At 70.9% G+C, this 15,470-nt stretch carries 13 protein-coding genes and 2 tRNA genes; 3 read left to right on the top strand and 12 right to left on the bottom strand.

Annotated features, from left to right (window positions below; all coding sequences use genetic code 11):
* Positions 1-92 precede the first annotated feature (92 nt).
* From ACZ499_RS29220 to ACZ499_RS29235, 4 genes are all read right to left on the bottom strand, one after another.
* A tRNA-Met gene (locus ACZ499_RS29220) sits at positions 93-169 on the bottom strand.
* Between the two features lie 83 nt (positions 170-252).
* A complete protein-coding gene (locus ACZ499_RS29225) occupies positions 253-2,013 on the bottom strand; it encodes a tetratricopeptide repeat protein (protein WP_468679265.1) in 1,761 nt (586 codons plus the stop codon).
* Positions 2,014-2,238: 225 nt separating this feature from the next.
* Positions 2,239-2,312, bottom strand: a tRNA-Met gene (locus ACZ499_RS29230).
* Between the two features lie 46 nt (positions 2,313-2,358).
* The gene (locus ACZ499_RS29235) at positions 2,359-5,253 is read right to left on the bottom strand and encodes a UPF0182 family membrane protein (protein WP_468679295.1); all 2,895 of its coding nucleotides are present in this window, start codon (positions 5,251-5,253) and stop codon (positions 2,359-2,361) included.
* 126 nt (positions 5,254-5,379) lie between these two features.
* Between ACZ499_RS29235 and ACZ499_RS29240 the strand changes: the two genes are divergently transcribed.
* Entirely contained in the window at positions 5,380-5,946 is a 567-nt protein-coding gene (locus tag ACZ499_RS29240; RefSeq protein ID WP_385534044.1) for a PPA1309 family protein, read from the top strand.
* 88 nt (positions 5,947-6,034) lie between these two features.
* Here ACZ499_RS29240 and ACZ499_RS29245 read toward each other — a convergent pair whose 3' ends face one another.
* From ACZ499_RS29245 to ACZ499_RS29260, 4 genes are all read right to left on the bottom strand, one after another.
* A complete protein-coding gene (locus ACZ499_RS29245) occupies positions 6,035-7,123 on the bottom strand; it encodes a YlbL family protein (RefSeq protein ID WP_468679266.1) in 1,089 nt (362 codons plus the stop codon).
* 108 nt (positions 7,124-7,231) lie between these two features.
* Entirely contained in the window at positions 7,232-7,402 is a 171-nt protein-coding gene (locus ACZ499_RS29250; protein WP_468679267.1) for a hypothetical protein, read from the bottom strand.
* Positions 7,403-7,687: 285 nt separating this feature from the next.
* Positions 7,688-8,149 (bottom strand): molybdenum cofactor biosynthesis protein MoaE, encoded by a 462-nt coding sequence (locus tag ACZ499_RS29255; RefSeq protein WP_468679268.1) that lies wholly within the window; start codon positions 8,147-8,149, stop codon positions 7,688-7,690.
* Between the two features lie 78 nt (positions 8,150-8,227).
* Entirely contained in the window at positions 8,228-9,334 is a 1,107-nt protein-coding gene (locus tag ACZ499_RS29260; protein WP_468679269.1) for an SDR family oxidoreductase, read from the bottom strand.
* 189 nt (positions 9,335-9,523) lie between these two features.
* Between ACZ499_RS29260 and ACZ499_RS29265 the strand changes: the two genes are divergently transcribed.
* Positions 9,524-10,942: a zinc-dependent metalloprotease gene (locus tag ACZ499_RS29265; RefSeq protein ID WP_468679270.1), complete on the top strand. Its 1,419-nt coding sequence runs from the start codon at positions 9,524-9,526 to the stop codon at positions 10,940-10,942.
* On the top strand, positions 10,939-11,460 hold the full coding sequence (locus ACZ499_RS29270) for an NUDIX hydrolase (protein WP_468679271.1): 522 nt from the start codon (positions 10,939-10,941) through the stop codon (positions 11,458-11,460). Before ACZ499_RS29265 ends, ACZ499_RS29270 begins: the two co-directional genes overlap by 4 nt.
* A 97-nt stretch (positions 11,461-11,557) precedes the next feature.
* Here ACZ499_RS29270 and ACZ499_RS29275 read toward each other — a convergent pair whose 3' ends face one another.
* The 4 genes from ACZ499_RS29275 to ACZ499_RS29290 form a co-directional block, all read right to left on the bottom strand.
* Positions 11,558-12,313 (bottom strand): AIM24 family protein, encoded by a 756-nt coding sequence (locus ACZ499_RS29275; RefSeq protein WP_385534028.1) that lies wholly within the window; start codon positions 12,311-12,313, stop codon positions 11,558-11,560.
* Between the two features lie 17 nt (positions 12,314-12,330).
* A complete protein-coding gene (locus tag ACZ499_RS29280; RefSeq protein ID WP_385534025.1) occupies positions 12,331-13,011 on the bottom strand; it encodes an AIM24 family protein in 681 nt (226 codons plus the stop codon).
* A 13-nt stretch (positions 13,012-13,024) separates the two neighbouring features.
* Positions 13,025-14,701 carry a TerD family protein gene (locus ACZ499_RS29285; protein ID WP_468679272.1) on the bottom strand — a complete coding sequence of 559 codons (1,677 nt, stop codon included), beginning with the start codon at positions 14,699-14,701 and terminating at the stop codon, positions 13,025-13,027.
* Between the two features lie 116 nt (positions 14,702-14,817).
* Positions 14,818-15,414, bottom strand: a complete 597-nt coding sequence (locus tag ACZ499_RS29290; RefSeq protein WP_329401608.1) for a M48 metallopeptidase family protein — start codon at positions 15,412-15,414, stop codon at positions 14,818-14,820.
* Positions 15,415-15,470 lie beyond the last annotated feature (56 nt).

A 15,470-nucleotide genomic window follows, 5' to 3' on the forward strand; every position in this document is an offset into this window, starting at 1 on the left:
GGGCGGAACCGGGTGGGCACAAACCGCCCGCCGGCCTGCACCCGGAAATGACTCAGGGCCCGGATCCATTCGGATCCAGGCCCTGAATTCTTTGGTAGCGGGGACAGGATTTGAACCTGCGACCTCTGGGTTATGAGCCCAGCGAGCTACCGAGCTGCTCCACCCCGCGTCGGTGAACCCAACAGTACGTCACCCCGCCGACCAGCGCAAACCCGATCGGCGCACCCAGCGTGCGCACCGGGGTGCACAGGGCTAGGCGGTCAGCTCCTGGTGCAGCGCCTCCCGTAGCCGCGCCGCACGCTCCGCGACCTCCGCCGGTCCCAGCTCCACGGCCCGGGCGCACCACCGCTGCCCCTCGGCCAGCTCCCCGCACCGCGCGGCGAGCAGCGCGAGCCGCAGCGCCGCGCGCCCGTGCCCCGCGTTGGCGGCCCGGGTCCACCACAGCGCGGCCTCCCGCTCCCGCCCCTCGCGGGCGAGCAGCAGCCCGAGGTTGAAGGCGCCGTTGCGGCTGCCCGCCTCGGCCGCCTCCCGGTACCAGCGCGCGGCGCCGTCCTGGTCGCCGCGGGCCGCCGCGAGCATGCCGACGCGGACCTGGGCACGCCGGTGCCCCTGCCCGGCCGCCCGCTCGTACCACTCCTCGCACTCCGTCTTCTCGGCCAGCGGCTCGCCGAGCACCGGCGCACCCTGCGGCGGCTGGCGCGCGTCGAGCACGGTGGCGAGCCGGAACGCCGCCTCCGCGCTGCCGCCGCCCGCCGCGCACCGCAGATGCCGCTCGGCGGCCGCCTCCTCGCCGTCCCTGAGCAGCGCCATGCCGACCTGGAGGGCCGCCTCGGTGTGCCCGGCCGCCGCCGCCCGCTCGTACCACTTCAGGGCGGCGTGGTCGTCGTCGCGGCTGGCGAAGAGGATGCCCAGGTTGAAGGCCGCGTCCACGCTGCCCGCCTCGGCCGCCTTGGAGAACCACGGCTCGGCGCCGGTCGCGTCGCCGGCCTGGAGCAGCAGCACGGCGAGCGCGTTGGCCGCCTCGCGGTGCCCCGCGTACGCGGCCCGCCGGTACCACTGCTCGGCCTGCGCGGTCCGCTCCTGGGCGGCGCAGAGCAGCGCCAGGTTGTACGCCCCGTTGTCGTCCCCGGCGTCCATCGCCGCCCGGTACCAGCGCTCGGCGGTCTGCGGCTCGCCCCGGGCCGCGTGCAGCGCGCCCAGGGCGTTGGCGGCGTTGCCGTCGCCGTCCTGGGCGGCCCGCAGCCACCACACGGCCGCGCTCTCCTCATCGCCCGCGTCCCGCAGCAGGAACCCGAGCGCGCAGGCCGCCTTGGCCTCGCCGTCCTTGGCCGAGGTCAGATACCAGCGCCCGGCCTCCTTCAGCTCGCCGCGCTTCTCCAGGATCGCGCCGAGGTGCAGCGCGGCCCGCCGATGGCCGCGCGCGGCCGCCTGGCGGTACCACTGCTCGGCCTCGGCCGCCCTGGCCTCGGCGTCCGGCTCGGCCTCGACAGCGATGTCAGGCTCGCCGCCGTCGTGCTCGGCCCGCTGGTCGATGAGCCGGGCAAGGCGGTACGCGGCCTCCCGGTGGCCCTGCTCGGCGGCGGCGCGCAGCCAGCGCTCGGCGCCCACGTCGCTGCGGTGTTCCAGCAGGTCCGCGAGGGCGTACGCCCCCAGCGCATGGCCCTGCTCGGCGGACTGGCGCAGCCAGTACTCGGCCGCCGGCTCGTCGCCGCGCTCGCGATAGTGGCGGCCCAGCGCGTGCGCCGCGGCGGCGGAGCCCGCGACGGCGGCGATGCGCCACCACCCGGCCGCCTCGTCGGCGTAGCCGCGCTGGTGCAGCAGCACGCCCAGGTTGTTGGCCGCAGCACGGTCGCCCTCGGCGGTGGCGCCGCGCAGATAGGGCTCGGCGCTGTCGAGGTCGCCGCGGCGCAGCAGCAGGGAGCCGAGAACGCTCATGGACGCGGCGTCGCCGCTGTCGGCAGCACGCCGGTGCCGTGCCTCGGTCTCGGCATCGGCGGCGTCATCGGAGCGCATCCGCGCAAACCGCCCTGTCTCCAACAGAGTTGCCCTGTCCCCCATAAATACCATCGTCGCACCACCCGCAACCGCCGTACACCTGGTATACCGCAGCCAGTGAGGTCACTTCAGCGTTTTGTCGACATGCCCACAGAGAGATAAGCCAAACGCAGCAGAGGCACATCCGGACGCACAAATCGACGAGGGCCCGGATCCTGATGGATCCGGGCCCTCGTCCGTGAGTAGCGGGGACAGGATTTGAACCTGCGACCTCTGGGTTATGAGCCCAGCGAGCTACCGAGCTGCTCCACCCCGCGTCGGTGAATACAACGTATCACGACGCGGAACGGAGCTTTGACCGGCTTACCCGCCGCCGGTGGTTCCGCCGGTGGACCCCTTGGCCTTGGACTCGGCCTCGGCGGCGCGCTGCAGGGCCGCCTGGAGCTCCTGCTGAGCCTTGCCGTACGCCGCGAAGTCGCCCTTCTGCAGCGCCTTCTGGCCGTCGTCCCACGCCTTCTGGGCGTCCTTGATGGCCTGCTCCACCGTGGCGTTCGTCCCGGTGGACGGCGGCTTGGTGGTGTCCGTCGGCGGCTTGGTCGCGGGCGGCTCGGAGCCGTCCACGCCGAACACCGCGTTCAGCGCCTGCGCCAGGGTGTCCTTGAATACGGTCTTGTCCCCGTAGGAGACGCCGACCTTCTTCAGGAGCGGGTAGTTGGCGGAGCCACCGCGCGCGTAGACCGGCTCGATGTACAGGAACCCGCCGCCCAGTGGCACGGTCAGCAGATTGCCGTAGTCGATCTCGGAGTCGCTGCCGCGCAGGTTCCGTACGAACTCGGCGACCTCCGGCAGACCGTTCAGCTTGCTCTGCACCTGTTGCGGGCCCTGGACGTTGTCCGTGACCCTGAGCAGTCTGATCGTGCCGAAGTCCTTGCTCGCCGCGTCCGCGTCGATCGCCATGAACCCGCCCAGGTTGGGCCGTCCGTTCGGCGTGAACGTCGTGGTCAGGGAGAACTTCTTCCCCTGCGTCTCGGCGCCCGGCATCTTCATCGACAGGTAGTACGGCGGAACCGCGACGCCGTCCTTGTTGGTCGGGTCGTCCGGCACCTGCCACGCGTCACTGCCGCTGTAGAACTGGGCGGGGTTGGTGACGTGGTAGCGGGTGAGCAGCTCGCGCTGGACCTTGAACATGTCCTGCGGGTACCGCAGATGGGCCAGGAGCTCCGGGGAGATGTCGGTCTTCGGCTTCACCGTGCCCGGGAACGCCTTCATCCAGGTCTTCAGGACCGGGTCCTTGGTGTCCCACTGGTACAGCGTGACCGTGCCGTCGTACGCGTCGACGGTGGCCTTCACCGAGTTGCGGATGTAGTTGACCTGGTTCTGCTGGGCCACCACCGCGCGCTGGCGGGTGGTCAGCGAATCCGCCGTCGTCTCACCGAGCGTCGTACGCGAAGCGTAGGGATAGCCGTTGGTCGTGGTGTACGCGTCGACGACCCACTGGATCCGCTTGCCGATCTTGGCCGGGTAGGGGTCTCCGTCGATGGTCAGCCACGGGGCGACCGCCTCCACGCGCTGCTTCGGGGTGCGGTTGTAGAGGATCTTCGAGCCCTCGCCGATGGCTCCCGAGTACAGGATCTGCGGCTCACTGAAGGCCACCGCGTACGCGGCGCGGTTGAAGGGGTTGGACAGGTTGACCCCGCCCTTGCCCTTGAAGCTCGTCGTCTCCTGGCCCTTGCCCTCGGCCTCGTAGTCGAGCTCCTTCTGCGGACCGCCGACGATCGAGTACTGCTCGGTCTTCTCGCCGTAGTAGATCTTCTGCTCGTAGTCGCCGAGCTGGCCGGTGGTGGGCAGTCCGGACTCGGTGAAGTCCGGGGAGCCCGTGGAGTCCACGCTGGTGCCCTTGGCCGCGATCACACCGTAGCCGTGGGTGTAGGTGAAGTGGTCGTTGATCCAGTTGCGCTTGTCGATGCCGTTGAGGTTCAGCTCGCGCAGACCGACGACCGTGTCCTGCTCCTTGCCGTCCTTGTCCGTGTAGCGGTCCACGTCCAGCGGTACGGCGAACTGGTAGTACTTGCGCTCCTGCTGGAGCTGCTGGAAGGCCGGGGTGACGACATTGGGGTCGATCAGCCGGTAGCTGGCGGCCGTGTCGGCGTCCGCGCGCAGCTTGCCGTTGTCCTCCGCCGCGGTCGTCCCCTTGTAGTCCTTCACCTCGGTGGCGTCGATGCCGTACGCCTTGCGCGTGGCGTCGATGTTCTTCTGGATGTACGGCGCTTCCTTGGCCTGCTCGTTCGGCTGGACCTGGAACTTCTGGACGATCGCCGGGTAGAGCCCGCCGATCAGGATGGCCGAGAGGACCATCAGGCCGAAGCCGATCACCGGAAGCTGCCAGGTGCGGCGCCACAGCGTCGCGAAGAAGAGCAGCGCGCAGATGACGGCGATGCAGAAGAGGATCGTCTTCGCCGGCAGATAGGCGTTGGCGTCCACGTACCGCAGACCCGTCCAGTTGCTGCTGGCCTTGAAGTCGCTGGACTTCACCGCCAGCCCGTACCGGTCGAGCCAGTACGCCACGGCCTTCAGGGCGACGAAGACGCCGAGCAGCACCGACAGGTGCCCGGTGGCCGCGCCGGTGGCGCGCGCTCCGGGGCTGGTGATCCGCAGCCCGCCGTACAGGTAGTGCGTCAGGGCGGCGGCGATCAGGGACAGCACGGTGGCCGCGAAGCCGAAGCCGACCAGGAACCGGTACCAGGGCAGGTCGAAGGCGTAGAAGGACACATCCAGGTGGAACTGGGGGTCCTTCTGCCCGAACGGCACCCCGTTGACCCACAGCAGCCAGGTGCGCCACTGCCCGGAGGCGGAGGCTCCGGCGATCAGGCCGACGAGCGCGGTGATGCCCAGGAGCAGCCACTTCTTGAACGGGGCGATGCCCATCCGGTAGCGGTCCAGGCTCTGCTGCTCCAGCGACATCGCGCTGAGCGGCGGACGCAGCCGGTGCGCCAGCCAGATGTTGAGGCCGACGGCCACGGCCATCAGGAGACCGAAGACCGAGAACAGGCCGATCTTGGTCCACAGGGTGGTGGTGAATACGGACGAATAGTGCACCGATCGGTACCAGAGCCAGTCCGTCCAGAACCCGGCGAACATGACGAACACCATGGCCAGCACGGCCAGGATGCCCAGTGTCATGAGCAGGGTCCGGACCCGGCGGGACGGCCGGCCGACTCTGATCCGTGGCCCGGACGGGCCTCCGCCGCGGTCCGGCATCTGGAAAGCCAAGGTGCGCACCTCGAAGTTAGCTGTCGATTGAGCAGGCCCCGCGATCGTAGAGCCCACTCATGCAACTTACTGAGGCTTTACTCAGTTCCCGATCCCGGGGTGAAAGAGGGCAGGATGTTGCTCATGTCCAACGTTTCCCCCTCCGGCCCCCCGATGGCCGCGAGCCCCCTCACCCGCGCAGTACTGGAAATCGACGAGTACGCGTCCGGCCTCGGCTGGGACCAGCCGGCCCGCCTGTTCGCCCTCGTCGACACGGCCAAGCTCCGTACGCAGGAGCCGGGACTGGCCTCCCAACTCGGCCTCGACCAGGGCGACACGGCCGCCCCGCTGACCCCCATCGAGCAGGACGAGATCCCGGCCGGCCGGGCCCTCGACGACTTCCTCGGCACCATCGCCTGGCCGGACGCGGTGGTCGGCTGCGCGCTGACCGTGGAGCGCCTGATGCTTCCGCCGTCGGCCGAGACGTCCGTGCCCGAGGGCATGAACGACAAGCAGCTGGCGAAGTGGGTGGCCAAGCACCCGGACCGCCAGGAGGTCCGGATGACCGTGGCGGTGCTGCGCGACGGCGCCCGCGAGTCGGCGGTGCGGCTGCGCGAGAAGGACTCGCCGACCGAGGTGCTCACCGGCGCCGGCCTGGTCCCGGGCCTCGCCGAGGCGCTGGTCGCGACCTTCGCCGAGTAACGCGCGCTACTGACGCTACGAGACGGGTGCGCCTACGCGCGCGTGGTGAGAGACGCACTCCCGCACCACGCGCGCGTGGTGCGGCCGGTCACTTCGCCGAGCAGCTCGGCAGACCGGCCGTGTCGCCCTTGCGAAGCTTCTCCAGCGCCTTGGTCGCGTCGTCGATGGTGGAGACCTTCACCAGGGTCAGCCCGCTGGGCGTGTCCGAGGCGGCCGCCGCGCAGTTCTCGGCGGGCGTCAGGAAGTAGCGGGCGCCCGCGCCGCGCGCGCCGATCAGCTTCATCTCGATGCCGCCGATCGGGCCGACCTTGCCCGCGTCGTCGATCGTCCCCGTACCGGCGATGAACTTGCCGCCGGTCAGATCGCCGGGCGTCAGCTTGTCGACGATGCCGAGGGCGAACATCAGCCCCGCGCTCGGGCCGCCGACGTCCGCGAGCTTGATGTCGATGGAGAACGGGAAGGTGTGGTCGGTCCCGGCCTGGATCCCCACGATCGCCCGGTCGCCGTCCTTGGCCTTGCCCGTGGTGATCGTGACGTTCTCGGAGCCCTCGGGCTTCTTGCCCGCCTTCTCCGCCGCGGCCGCCTCCTTGGCCGGGACGACCGCGAAGACCACGTTCTGGCCCGGGCGGTGCTTGGTGACGAGCTTCGCCACGTCGGCCGGCTCCTTGACGGGCGAGCCGTCGACGGACTTGATCACATCGCCCGCGTGCAGCTTGTTCTCGGCCGGGCTGCCCTTGACCACGGACGCCACGATGACCCAGGACTTCACCGGGATCTTCAGCTCGTTGAGCGCGGCGACCTTGGCGCTCTCCTGGGACTGGCTGAACTCCTCGGCGTTCTCCTGCGAGGACTGCTCCTCGGTCTTGCCGTCCGGGTAGAGCGTGTCGTGCGGCACGACCTTGTTGTCATGGGCCAGCCAGCCGTAGACAGCCTCGACCAGGTTCATGTTGTAGTCCGCACCGGTGACCCTGACCGTCGTCATGTTCAGATGGCCGGTCGTCGGGTAGGTCTTGTGCCCGGAGATCTGCAGCACGGGCTCGCCACGCGCCTCACCGAGAGTGTTCACCGTGGGGCCGGGCGACATCTCCGAGTACGGCACTTTGATGAGGACGCCTGCGCAGAGCAACGCGATCAGGATCAAGGTGGAGGCGAGCATCGTCGCGGTGCGGCGTGGCATGGAACGACAGTACGGGACGTGCCTGTCGGTGCACCGCCGGGGCCGGTCCGTACGGGGAGGGTCGGCATCCGCCTACTGGCCGGGGCGCGAGGAGCGCGCAGAGGGGGGTCAGACGGGCTCGGTTCCGGCTTGGGATTTCTCCATCGCCTCTCGGAACCGGCTGTAGCCGGCGAGTTCCGCGACGTCGCCGGTCGTGCGATTGCGGGCGGCCCAGCTCGCCCATATCGCCGCGCCGACAGCAGCGAAAAGCGGAATCAGCAGCCAGATGAGTGCAGCCATTCCGTCCTCCCGTCCCCAAATGAGCGTCCGCAACTGACAGATCAGCAGATTAACCCTCTGCGAGATCAACGCTCGGGGCAGGGGTGCGGTTACGCAAATCGGGGCGGATCCCCCCGACAGGGTTTCAGACACCCTGACGGGCGGCCCGTTCACCCGTTGGGGGCACCCTCCGGGGGTCAGCACGCGCCGACCCGCCCTCCCGTCGCCCGACCGCCACCCCTCAACGACGGCGCTACGCGCCGACCCGCCCTCCCGTCGCCCGACCGCCACCCCTCAACGACGGCGCTACGCGCCGACCCACTCCTCGGTTCCGTCCGTGAACTTCTGGTTCTTCCAGATCGGGACCTCGTGTTTCAGGTCGTCGATCAGCTTGCGGCACGCCGCGAACGCCTCCCCGCGGTGCGGGCAGGAGACCGCCACGACGACCGCCAGATCGCCCACGGCCAGTTCGCCCACCCGGTGGACGGCCGCCAGCGCGCGGACCGGGAACTCGGCGACGACCTTGTCGGCCACTCGGCGCATCTCCGCCTCGGCCGTCGGATGGCACGAGTACCCCAGCGCGGCCACGTCCGCGCCGGCGTCGTGGTCGCGCACGGTGCCGACGAAGAGCGCGGTACCGCCCGCCGAGGGGTCCCCCACGGCGCGGAACACCTCGTCCAGGGAGAGCGGGGTGTCACGGATCTCAAGCAGCCGGATCGGATCGTCCGCCGCCTGCTCGCCGGGGTGATCGGAGTGCGTCTGTGCCATGGACCCATCGTGCCGTACCGCACTGACATCGCGGTATGGCTCTTTCACCCCGTCACCCACACCCTCCGTAGGAGGGTCCTACAGCCCCCGGCGCTTGCGGGCCCTGCGGACCACCGCGGCCGCTCCCAGCAGGGCGACCGTCGCTCCGGCGGCTCCGGCGGCGGTGGCGTCCTTCCGGCCCAGCCGGCGCCCCGCCACGGTGTGTCGTCCCGCGGCCTCCTCCAGGAGCTCCGCGAGGACCTCCTCGTTGGTCCACTGCGGCCGCCAGCCCGCGTCGTGCAGCCGCCCGACGCTGACCACCCAGGGGTGCATCGTGTACGCCAGGTCGCCCGCCGGGGACGGGGTGAGCCCGATCCGGTGCAGCCGGGCCGCGGCGCCGAGCGCGACCGCCGAGGGCAGTTCCATCCGCCGGATGCCGCTGAGCTCCTCGACCTCTTCCTGTTCGAGCCACCCGTCGCAGCCGACCGCGAACTCCCCGTCGACCTTCTCCAGGGCCGCGTACTCCAGAGCGCTGCACAGGTCCTCGACGTGGCAGAACTGCCAGGTCGGACGGGATCCGGCGACCACCAGGAGGCGCGGCGACTCGAAGTAGCGGGTGAGCGCGGTGTCGGTGCCGCCGACCAGGACGGCGGGCCGGACCACCGTGACGTTGAGGCCGGGGTGGGCGCGCGGGGCGCGGCGGCCCAGGCGCTCGATCTCCAGCAGGTCGCCGACGCCGGTCGCCTCGGCGGTGGCCCGTAGCTCGGCGTCCTCGGAGAGCGGGATGTCGTTGTCGGGCAGCGCCCCGTAGACCATGGCCGAGGTGCACAGCACGACCCGGTGGACCCCGGCCGCGGCGGCCGCGGTCAGCACGGTCTGCGTACCGCGTACGTTGTACGCCGTACGGGCGGCCGCGTCGGTCTCCAGGTCGAGGTCGAGCGCCAGATGGACGACGACATCGGCGCCGCGCAGCTTCTCGGCGATCGCCGGGTCGCGCACGTCCAGGATGTGCCAGGTGGCCTCGGTCACCTCGCCCCGGCGCTCGTCGATGGCGATGACCTGCTTGATCTCCTCGGATGCGGCGAGCCGCGCGGTGAGCAACGCGCCGATTCCGGACGCGGCACCGGTGACCGCGACGACGGGACCCCGCGCTGCTGAGGGGGAAGGGTTTCGCGCTGCGCGAACCTGCGGATCTGGGGAACTCACCGGGCGTCTCCAGCGGTTGTCTTCAGTACGTACACGAATGACGCGTACGGACCAGGTGACGTCCATCCTGCCGCAGGCCAAGAGTCGGCGGAGCACCGAGCCCTTATCCGGCCCGGATGTCTACGCTGGTGGTGTTGGTGGGCAGTCGCCGTCGGCAGGAGCCGGCGGCCCTAGGAGCCGAGGAAACCCGTGAGTGACAACCCATTCGGATTCGGCCTTCCGCCGGAGGAGCCGGAGAACGGCGACGAGGGCAACGAGAAGGGCAAGGGCAACCAGGGCGGCCCGGCGAATCCGTTCGGGTTCGGTGCCGGGGCCGGCGGCGCGGACAATCCGTTCGCGGCGATGTTCGGTTCGCTGAACCCGAACGACCTGGGAGCGGCCTTCCAGCAGCTCGGCCAGATGCTCAGCTACGAGGGCGGTCCCGTGAACTGGGACATGGCCAAGCAGATCGCGCGCCAGACCGTGGCCCAGGGCACCGCCGACGGCACCAAGGACGAGAGCGTCGGCCCGGCCGAGCGCGCCGCCGTCGAGGAGGCCGTCCGCCTGGCCGACCTGTGGCTGGACGGGGTGACGTCGCTGCCCTCGGGCGCGTCGACGGCCGTGGCGTGGAGCCGCGCGGAGTGGGTCGAGGCGACCCAGCCGGCCTGGAAGGAGCTCGTCGACCCGGTCGCCGAGCGCGTCGGCGCGGCCATGGGCGGCGTGCTGCCCGAGGAGATGCAGGCCATGGCGGGCCCGCTGATCGGCATGATGCGCTCCATGGGCGGCGCCATGTTCGGCCAGCAGATCGGTCAGGCCGTGGGCGTCCTGGCGGGCGAGGTCGTCGGCTCGACCGACATCGGACTGCCGCTCGGCCCGGCCGGCAAGGCCGCGCTGCTGCCGCTGAACATCGAGACGTTCGGCAAGGACCTGGGCGTCCCGAAGGACGAGATCCGGCTCTACCTCGCCCTGCGCGAGGCGGCCCACCAGCGCCTCTTCGCCCATGTGCCGTGGCTGCGCTCGCACCTGTTCGGCGCGGTCGAGGGTTACGCGCGCGGGATCAAGGTCGACACGGCGAAGCTGGAGGACGCGGTCGGCCAGCTCGACGTGTCCAACCCCGAGCAGCTTCAGGAAGCCCTTCAGCAGGGCATGTTCCAGCCGGAGGACACCCCGGAGCAGAAGGCCGCCCTGGCCCGTCTGGAGACGGCTCTGGCACTGGTCGAGGGCTGGGTGGACGCGGTGGTCCACGAGGCCGCCAAGCCGCGCCTCACCTCGGCCGACGCCCTGCGCGAGACGCTGCGCCGGCGCCGGGCGACCGGCGGTCCCGCCGAGCAGACCTTCGCCACCCTGATCGGTCTCCAGCTGCGCCCGCGCCGTCTGCGGGACGCCTCGCGCCTGTGGGCCTCGCTCACGGACGCGCGCGGGGTCGACGGCCGCGACGGGCTGTGGGAGCACCCGGACATGCTGCCGACCGCCTCCGACCTGGACGACCCGGACGGCTTCGTCCACCGCGAGCAGCTGGACTTCTCGGAGCTCGACAAGATGCTCGGCGAGGCGGCTTCCCGCAAGGACGAGCCCAAGGACGGCCCCGGGGCCAAGGGCGAAGACGGCAAGGGTGACAACGGCAAGTGAGCCTGCACGAAGACGCGGTCCTCGTCCTGAAGGCGTACGAGGACCAGCCCGAGCTGCGCCGGACGTATCTCGACCATCTGTCGGCGCACCCGGACGGGATGTGGAAGGCCTGCGAGGCCGGCCACCTCACGGCGAGCGCGCTGGTGATCGCCCCGGAGCGCGGGCAGGTGCTGCTGACGCTGCACCGCAAGCTGAACATGTGGCTGCAGACGGGCGGCCACTGCGAGCCGGAGGACGTCTCGCTGACGGCCGCCGCCCTGCGCGAGGCGACCGAGGAGTCCGGTGTGTCCGGTCTCACACTGCTGCCGGGCGGGCCCGTCCGGCTCGACCGGCACCCGATCCCCTCCCCCTGCAACTGGCACCTGGACGTCCAGTACGCGGCGCTGGCCCTGGCCGGCGCGGTCGAGGCGATCAGCGACGAGTCGCTGGACCTGCGCTGGTTCGCCTACGACGAGGTGGCCGAGGTCGCCGACGACTCGGTGGTGCGGCTGATGGAGGCCGCGCGGGCCCGTCTCTGACGGGCTGACGGGCTGACGGATCGACCGGCAGTAGCGGGTGAACGGGTAAGGGGCGGTCGCCAATGGCGACCGCCCCTTACCGACTGCCGATGCCCGGTCAGCTCCAGGCGTTGCCCTGGTTCTGGGCGTGGGCGCCCTGCTGGCCCATGCCGTACTGGGCCCGCATGCCCTGGCCGATCACCGCGTTCTGCGGCGGCAGCACCTCGCTGGGCTGGACGAGCGCGAAGCCCTGTCCGAGGAAGCTGAGCTCCCAGCCCTCGCCCGTGTTGCCGCGGCGCCGCCACACGCCCGTGGAGTGCGTCTGCGCCTGCATCTGCACCCGCAGCGAGGTGGACCAGGCCACGATCGCGTCGGCGTCGGCGTTGACGTACTTGTCCGGGGTGACCTGGAGCATCAGCGGCTGGCCCGAGGTCATCAGGACGACCTTGCCGGTGCCGGTGATGTTGAGCTGGAACTTGCCGGTGCCGGAGATTCCGTACTGGCTGTCCACAGCGATGACGTCGTAGTGCAGCGAGGAGTCCATGGCCAGGACGTAGCCGCTGTCCACGGTCAGCCCGTCCCGGTCCACGTCCACTACGTGGACGTACTGCGCGAGGTTGGCGAGGTAGACGGTGCCCTGACCGGAGACGCGCATCAGGTCCAGGCCCTCGCCGGTGTGGGCGCGGGCGCGCTGGTGACCGTTCGACTGGTACTCGCCGTCGAACTCCATCAGCCCCTGGTAGGCGACCATCGAGCCCTTGCGGGCGAGGATGTCGTCGTGGCCGGTGAGCACCACCCGCAGCATCTGCGAGTGGTGCGCGCTGTAGCGCTCCTGGGACTGCTGCTCGGTGTAGCTGAAAAGCGGGCTCTGCATGGTGTTCTCGCTCCCCCTCAGCCCCGGGCCCGCAGGCGGTCGGTGCTGTCCTCACTCGGCTGTACGACGACGATCCCCTGGCCCGAGAAGGCCATCTGGTACGCCTCTCCGCTGCCCCGGCCGATCAGCGAGGACGCCTTGAAGCTGCGCTTGCCCTTCACCTTGAGGTTCGGGGACCAGGCCACGAGGGCGTCCGGGTCGACGTACGTCTCGTCCTCACCGCTTCCGCAGTCGACGACGACCGGCGTGCCGCGTGAGGTCAGGGCGACCCAGCCGGTGCCGGAGATCTTCACGTTGAACAGGCCCTGACCCGCGAACTTGGCGAGGCCCTTGACCCGCTCGACGCCCCACTGGAGGCTCGCGTCGAAGGCCAGCACATTGGTGCCGTTGACGGACAGCGCGTCGTTGTTGAGCTGGACGACGACCACATTGGCGCCATAGTCGGCGAGGTAGAGCAGTCCGTCGCCGGTGCACTTCATCAGCGGCGCGCCCTCACCGGTGATCCAGTCACGGGCGATCTGGCGCACGGCCGGCGGGTTCGGCTCGTACTGGATGAAGCCTTCGTAGGCGACCATCGAGCCCACGCGCGCGAAGAGGTCCTGTCCGGTGGCCATGGCCACCTTGACCATGGCGCTGCCGTGGTTCTCCATCCGGGCGGCGACGGGGGTGGGGGCATAGCCCGCGAGCTGCTGGTTCATTGTCCGGGCTCCCTCAGACCTCGTACGGCTGGACGACGATGAAGTTCCCGGGCGCGCCGCGGAACTGCAGGTTGACGGACTCGCCGCTGTGGCCGGGGTAGGCGTTGCGGCGCAGCCGCACCTGGCTGGAGACGATCACCTGCGAGGCGGACGACCAGGCCACGATCGCGTCGCTGTCCGCGAACGTGGTCGGGGTGACCGGGAGCACCACCGGGGTGCCGTGGGTCATCACCACGAGCGTGCCGGCGCCCTGGAACTGCATGGTGAACAGCGCGCCGCCGGGGATGCCGTGGCCCTCGATGCGGCGGACCTCGTACTGGAGCGACTCGTCGAAGGCCAGGACGTGCTCGGCGGAGACACAGATGCCGTCGCCCTGGAGCTCGATGGGGTGCAGATGGGCGCTGTTCTCGGCGAGGAAGACCTGGCCTCGGCCGCTGCAGCGCATCAGCTGCATCTCCTGGCCGGTCGCGTTGCCGACGATCCGGCCGGCGAACCCGGCGCCCTTGTAGCCGAAGTCGACCTTGCCCTGGTACATCACCATGCTGCCCTGGCGGGCCAGCACCGGGGAGCCGCCGGCGCCGAGGTCGACCCGGACGAGCTGCTTGTTCTGCGGGGTCCAGCGCTGTCCGGTGGGCAGCTCCTTGTACTGCTGGATGGCGCCCGCGAGGCCGCCGCCGGGCTGCGGCATCCCTTGCGGGCGACCGGGCTGCTGACCGTACGGGGCGGGCTGGCCGTAAGGGGCCGGCTGACCGTAGGGCGCGGGCCGACCGTACGGGGCGGGTGCGCCGGGCGGCGGGGCCTGGCCGGGGTACTGGCCCGGGACCTGGCCGTACGGGGGCTGCTGGGGCGGCTGTCCGTACGGGGCCGGGGCGGCCGGGGGCGGGACGGTGCCGGGCGGCAGGGTCATGGGCGCGGCGATGGTCGGCGCCGCGTGGATCTGCGGGCTGGGCGCGGGCGCCGGGGGCGGCGTGGATCCCGGCGGCGGCGGTGCGTAGTGCTGCGCCGGAGCCGGGGCGGGGCTGCCGAACTGCGGGGCCGGCTGCGGGGGCTGGGGCTGCTGCGGTGCGGCCGGGGCGCCGAACTGGGGCGCGGGTGCGGTCCGGGCGGGCGGGGAGAAACCCGGAGCGGCGCCCTGCGGCTGCTGCGGCGCCGCGGGCTCCTCCTCGGCGACCTCGCCGCCGAAGTTCTTCAGCAGCGCCTCCAGGCCGCCGTCGAAGCCCTGGCCGACGGCCGCGAAGCGCCAGACGTCCTTGAGGTAGAAGTCGCCCAGCATCACCGCGCGCTCGGTGCTGAACTCGGCACCCGTGAACGCGTACCTGACGACCTCTTCGCCACCGGCGACGACTCTGATGTACCCGGGGCCGACCTGCGACATCTGACCCGCGCCGTCGAGCGTCGCGGTGAACGAGAGCTTGTGGACGTGGGCCGGGATGCGGTCCAGGGTGATGCGGAACGACTCGGTGTCACCGGCCTGGGCGCCCAGGAGCTGAATGGACTCCTCGGGCGATTTGGGCTGGTTGAAGAAGATGAAATACCGGTCGTCGGACAGCTGCTCGTTCGCGTCGAGGCCGAAGCAGCTGATGTCGAAGGACAGCCCGGGGGCGCCGATCTGCACGCCTACATACAGATCCGTTCCCGCTGTCAGGTCACTGATCTTGGCCTTGTGGCCGCGCTGGAATTCCCTGGCCATGCGTAACGACCGTCCCCCATCCCGAGTGTGATTGGTCGCGCCAGGCTAACGGCTGCCTACGACAATCGGCCAAGCCGGTGGCACGCCGGTACGTATTCGGTACACGATCGGCGAGATCACTCTCCGCGAGCGGCGGGCAGATGGGGCAGCCGGTCGGCCGCCACCACCCCTTCGAGGTATCCACGCGCGCGTTCCGTACGGGGGTAGGCCTCGAGCAGCCGCCAGAAGCGGGGCCCGTGGCCCGGCACCAGGAGGTGGGCCAGCTCGTGGACGAGGACATAGTCGACGACGTACTCGGGCATACCCTGGAGCCGGTGCGAGAGCCGGATGCTGCCCTCCGCCGGGGTGCACGAGCCCCAGCGGGTGTTCTGGTTGGTGACCCAGCGCACCGAGGCGGGACGCGCGCGACCGTCGAAGTACAGGTCGGACAACCGCTCGGCGCGCTCCGTCAGTTCCGCGTCGCCCAGCATCCGCTTGCTCTCCTGGGCGGCGAGCTTGTCGAGCATCACGTTCACCCAGCGCTGCTCCTCGGCCTCGGACATCCGGGCCGGAATCAGCACGATGGTGCGGTCGCCCTCGCGGTACGCGGAGACCGTCCTGCTGCGCCGGGCGCTCCTGCGCACCTCGACCGCGCTCGTCGCATGACCGCGGGGCGGCGGACTTGTCGGACTGCGGGGCGGGCTTCCGGCACTCTGCAGTGGGTCGGCGGGCACGCCCCGACGTTACCCGCTGTCAGTGGGGGAAGTCCCGCCTCCGGGAGGGTTCACCC

This window comes from Streptomyces sp. NPDC031265, from assembly GCF_055570295.1.

Excerpts from the sequence above, each read along its gene's own strand:
- ACZ499_RS29245 (WP_468679266.1), bottom strand. The coding sequence starts at position 7,123 with ATGCCACGCCGCACCGCGACGATGCTCGCCTCCACCTTGATCCTGATC.
- ACZ499_RS29275 (WP_385534028.1), bottom strand. The coding sequence starts at position 12,313 with ATGCAGAGCCCGCTTTTCAGCTACACCGAGCAGCAGTCCCAGGAGCGC.
- ACZ499_RS29225 (WP_468679265.1), bottom strand. The coding sequence starts at position 2,013 with ATGCGCTCCGATGACGCCGCCGATGCCGAGACCGAGGCACGGCACCGG.
- ACZ499_RS29250 (WP_468679267.1), bottom strand. The coding sequence starts at position 7,402 with ATGGCTGCACTCATCTGGCTGCTGATTCCGCTTTTCGCTGCTGTCGGC.
- ACZ499_RS29255 (WP_468679268.1), bottom strand. The coding sequence starts at position 8,149 with ATGGCACAGACGCACTCCGATCACCCCGGCGAGCAGGCGGCGGACGAT.
- ACZ499_RS29240 (WP_385534044.1), top strand. The coding sequence starts at position 5,380 with ATGTTGCTCATGTCCAACGTTTCCCCCTCCGGCCCCCCGATGGCCGCG.
- ACZ499_RS29280 (WP_385534025.1), bottom strand. The coding sequence starts at position 13,011 with ATGAACCAGCAGCTCGCGGGCTATGCCCCCACCCCCGTCGCCGCCCGG.
- ACZ499_RS29235 (WP_468679295.1), bottom strand. The coding sequence starts at position 5,253 with ATGCCGGACCGCGGCGGAGGCCCGTCCGGGCCACGGATCAGAGTCGGC.
- ACZ499_RS29285 (WP_468679272.1), bottom strand. The coding sequence starts at position 14,701 with ATGGCCAGGGAATTCCAGCGCGGCCACAAGGCCAAGATCAGTGACCTG.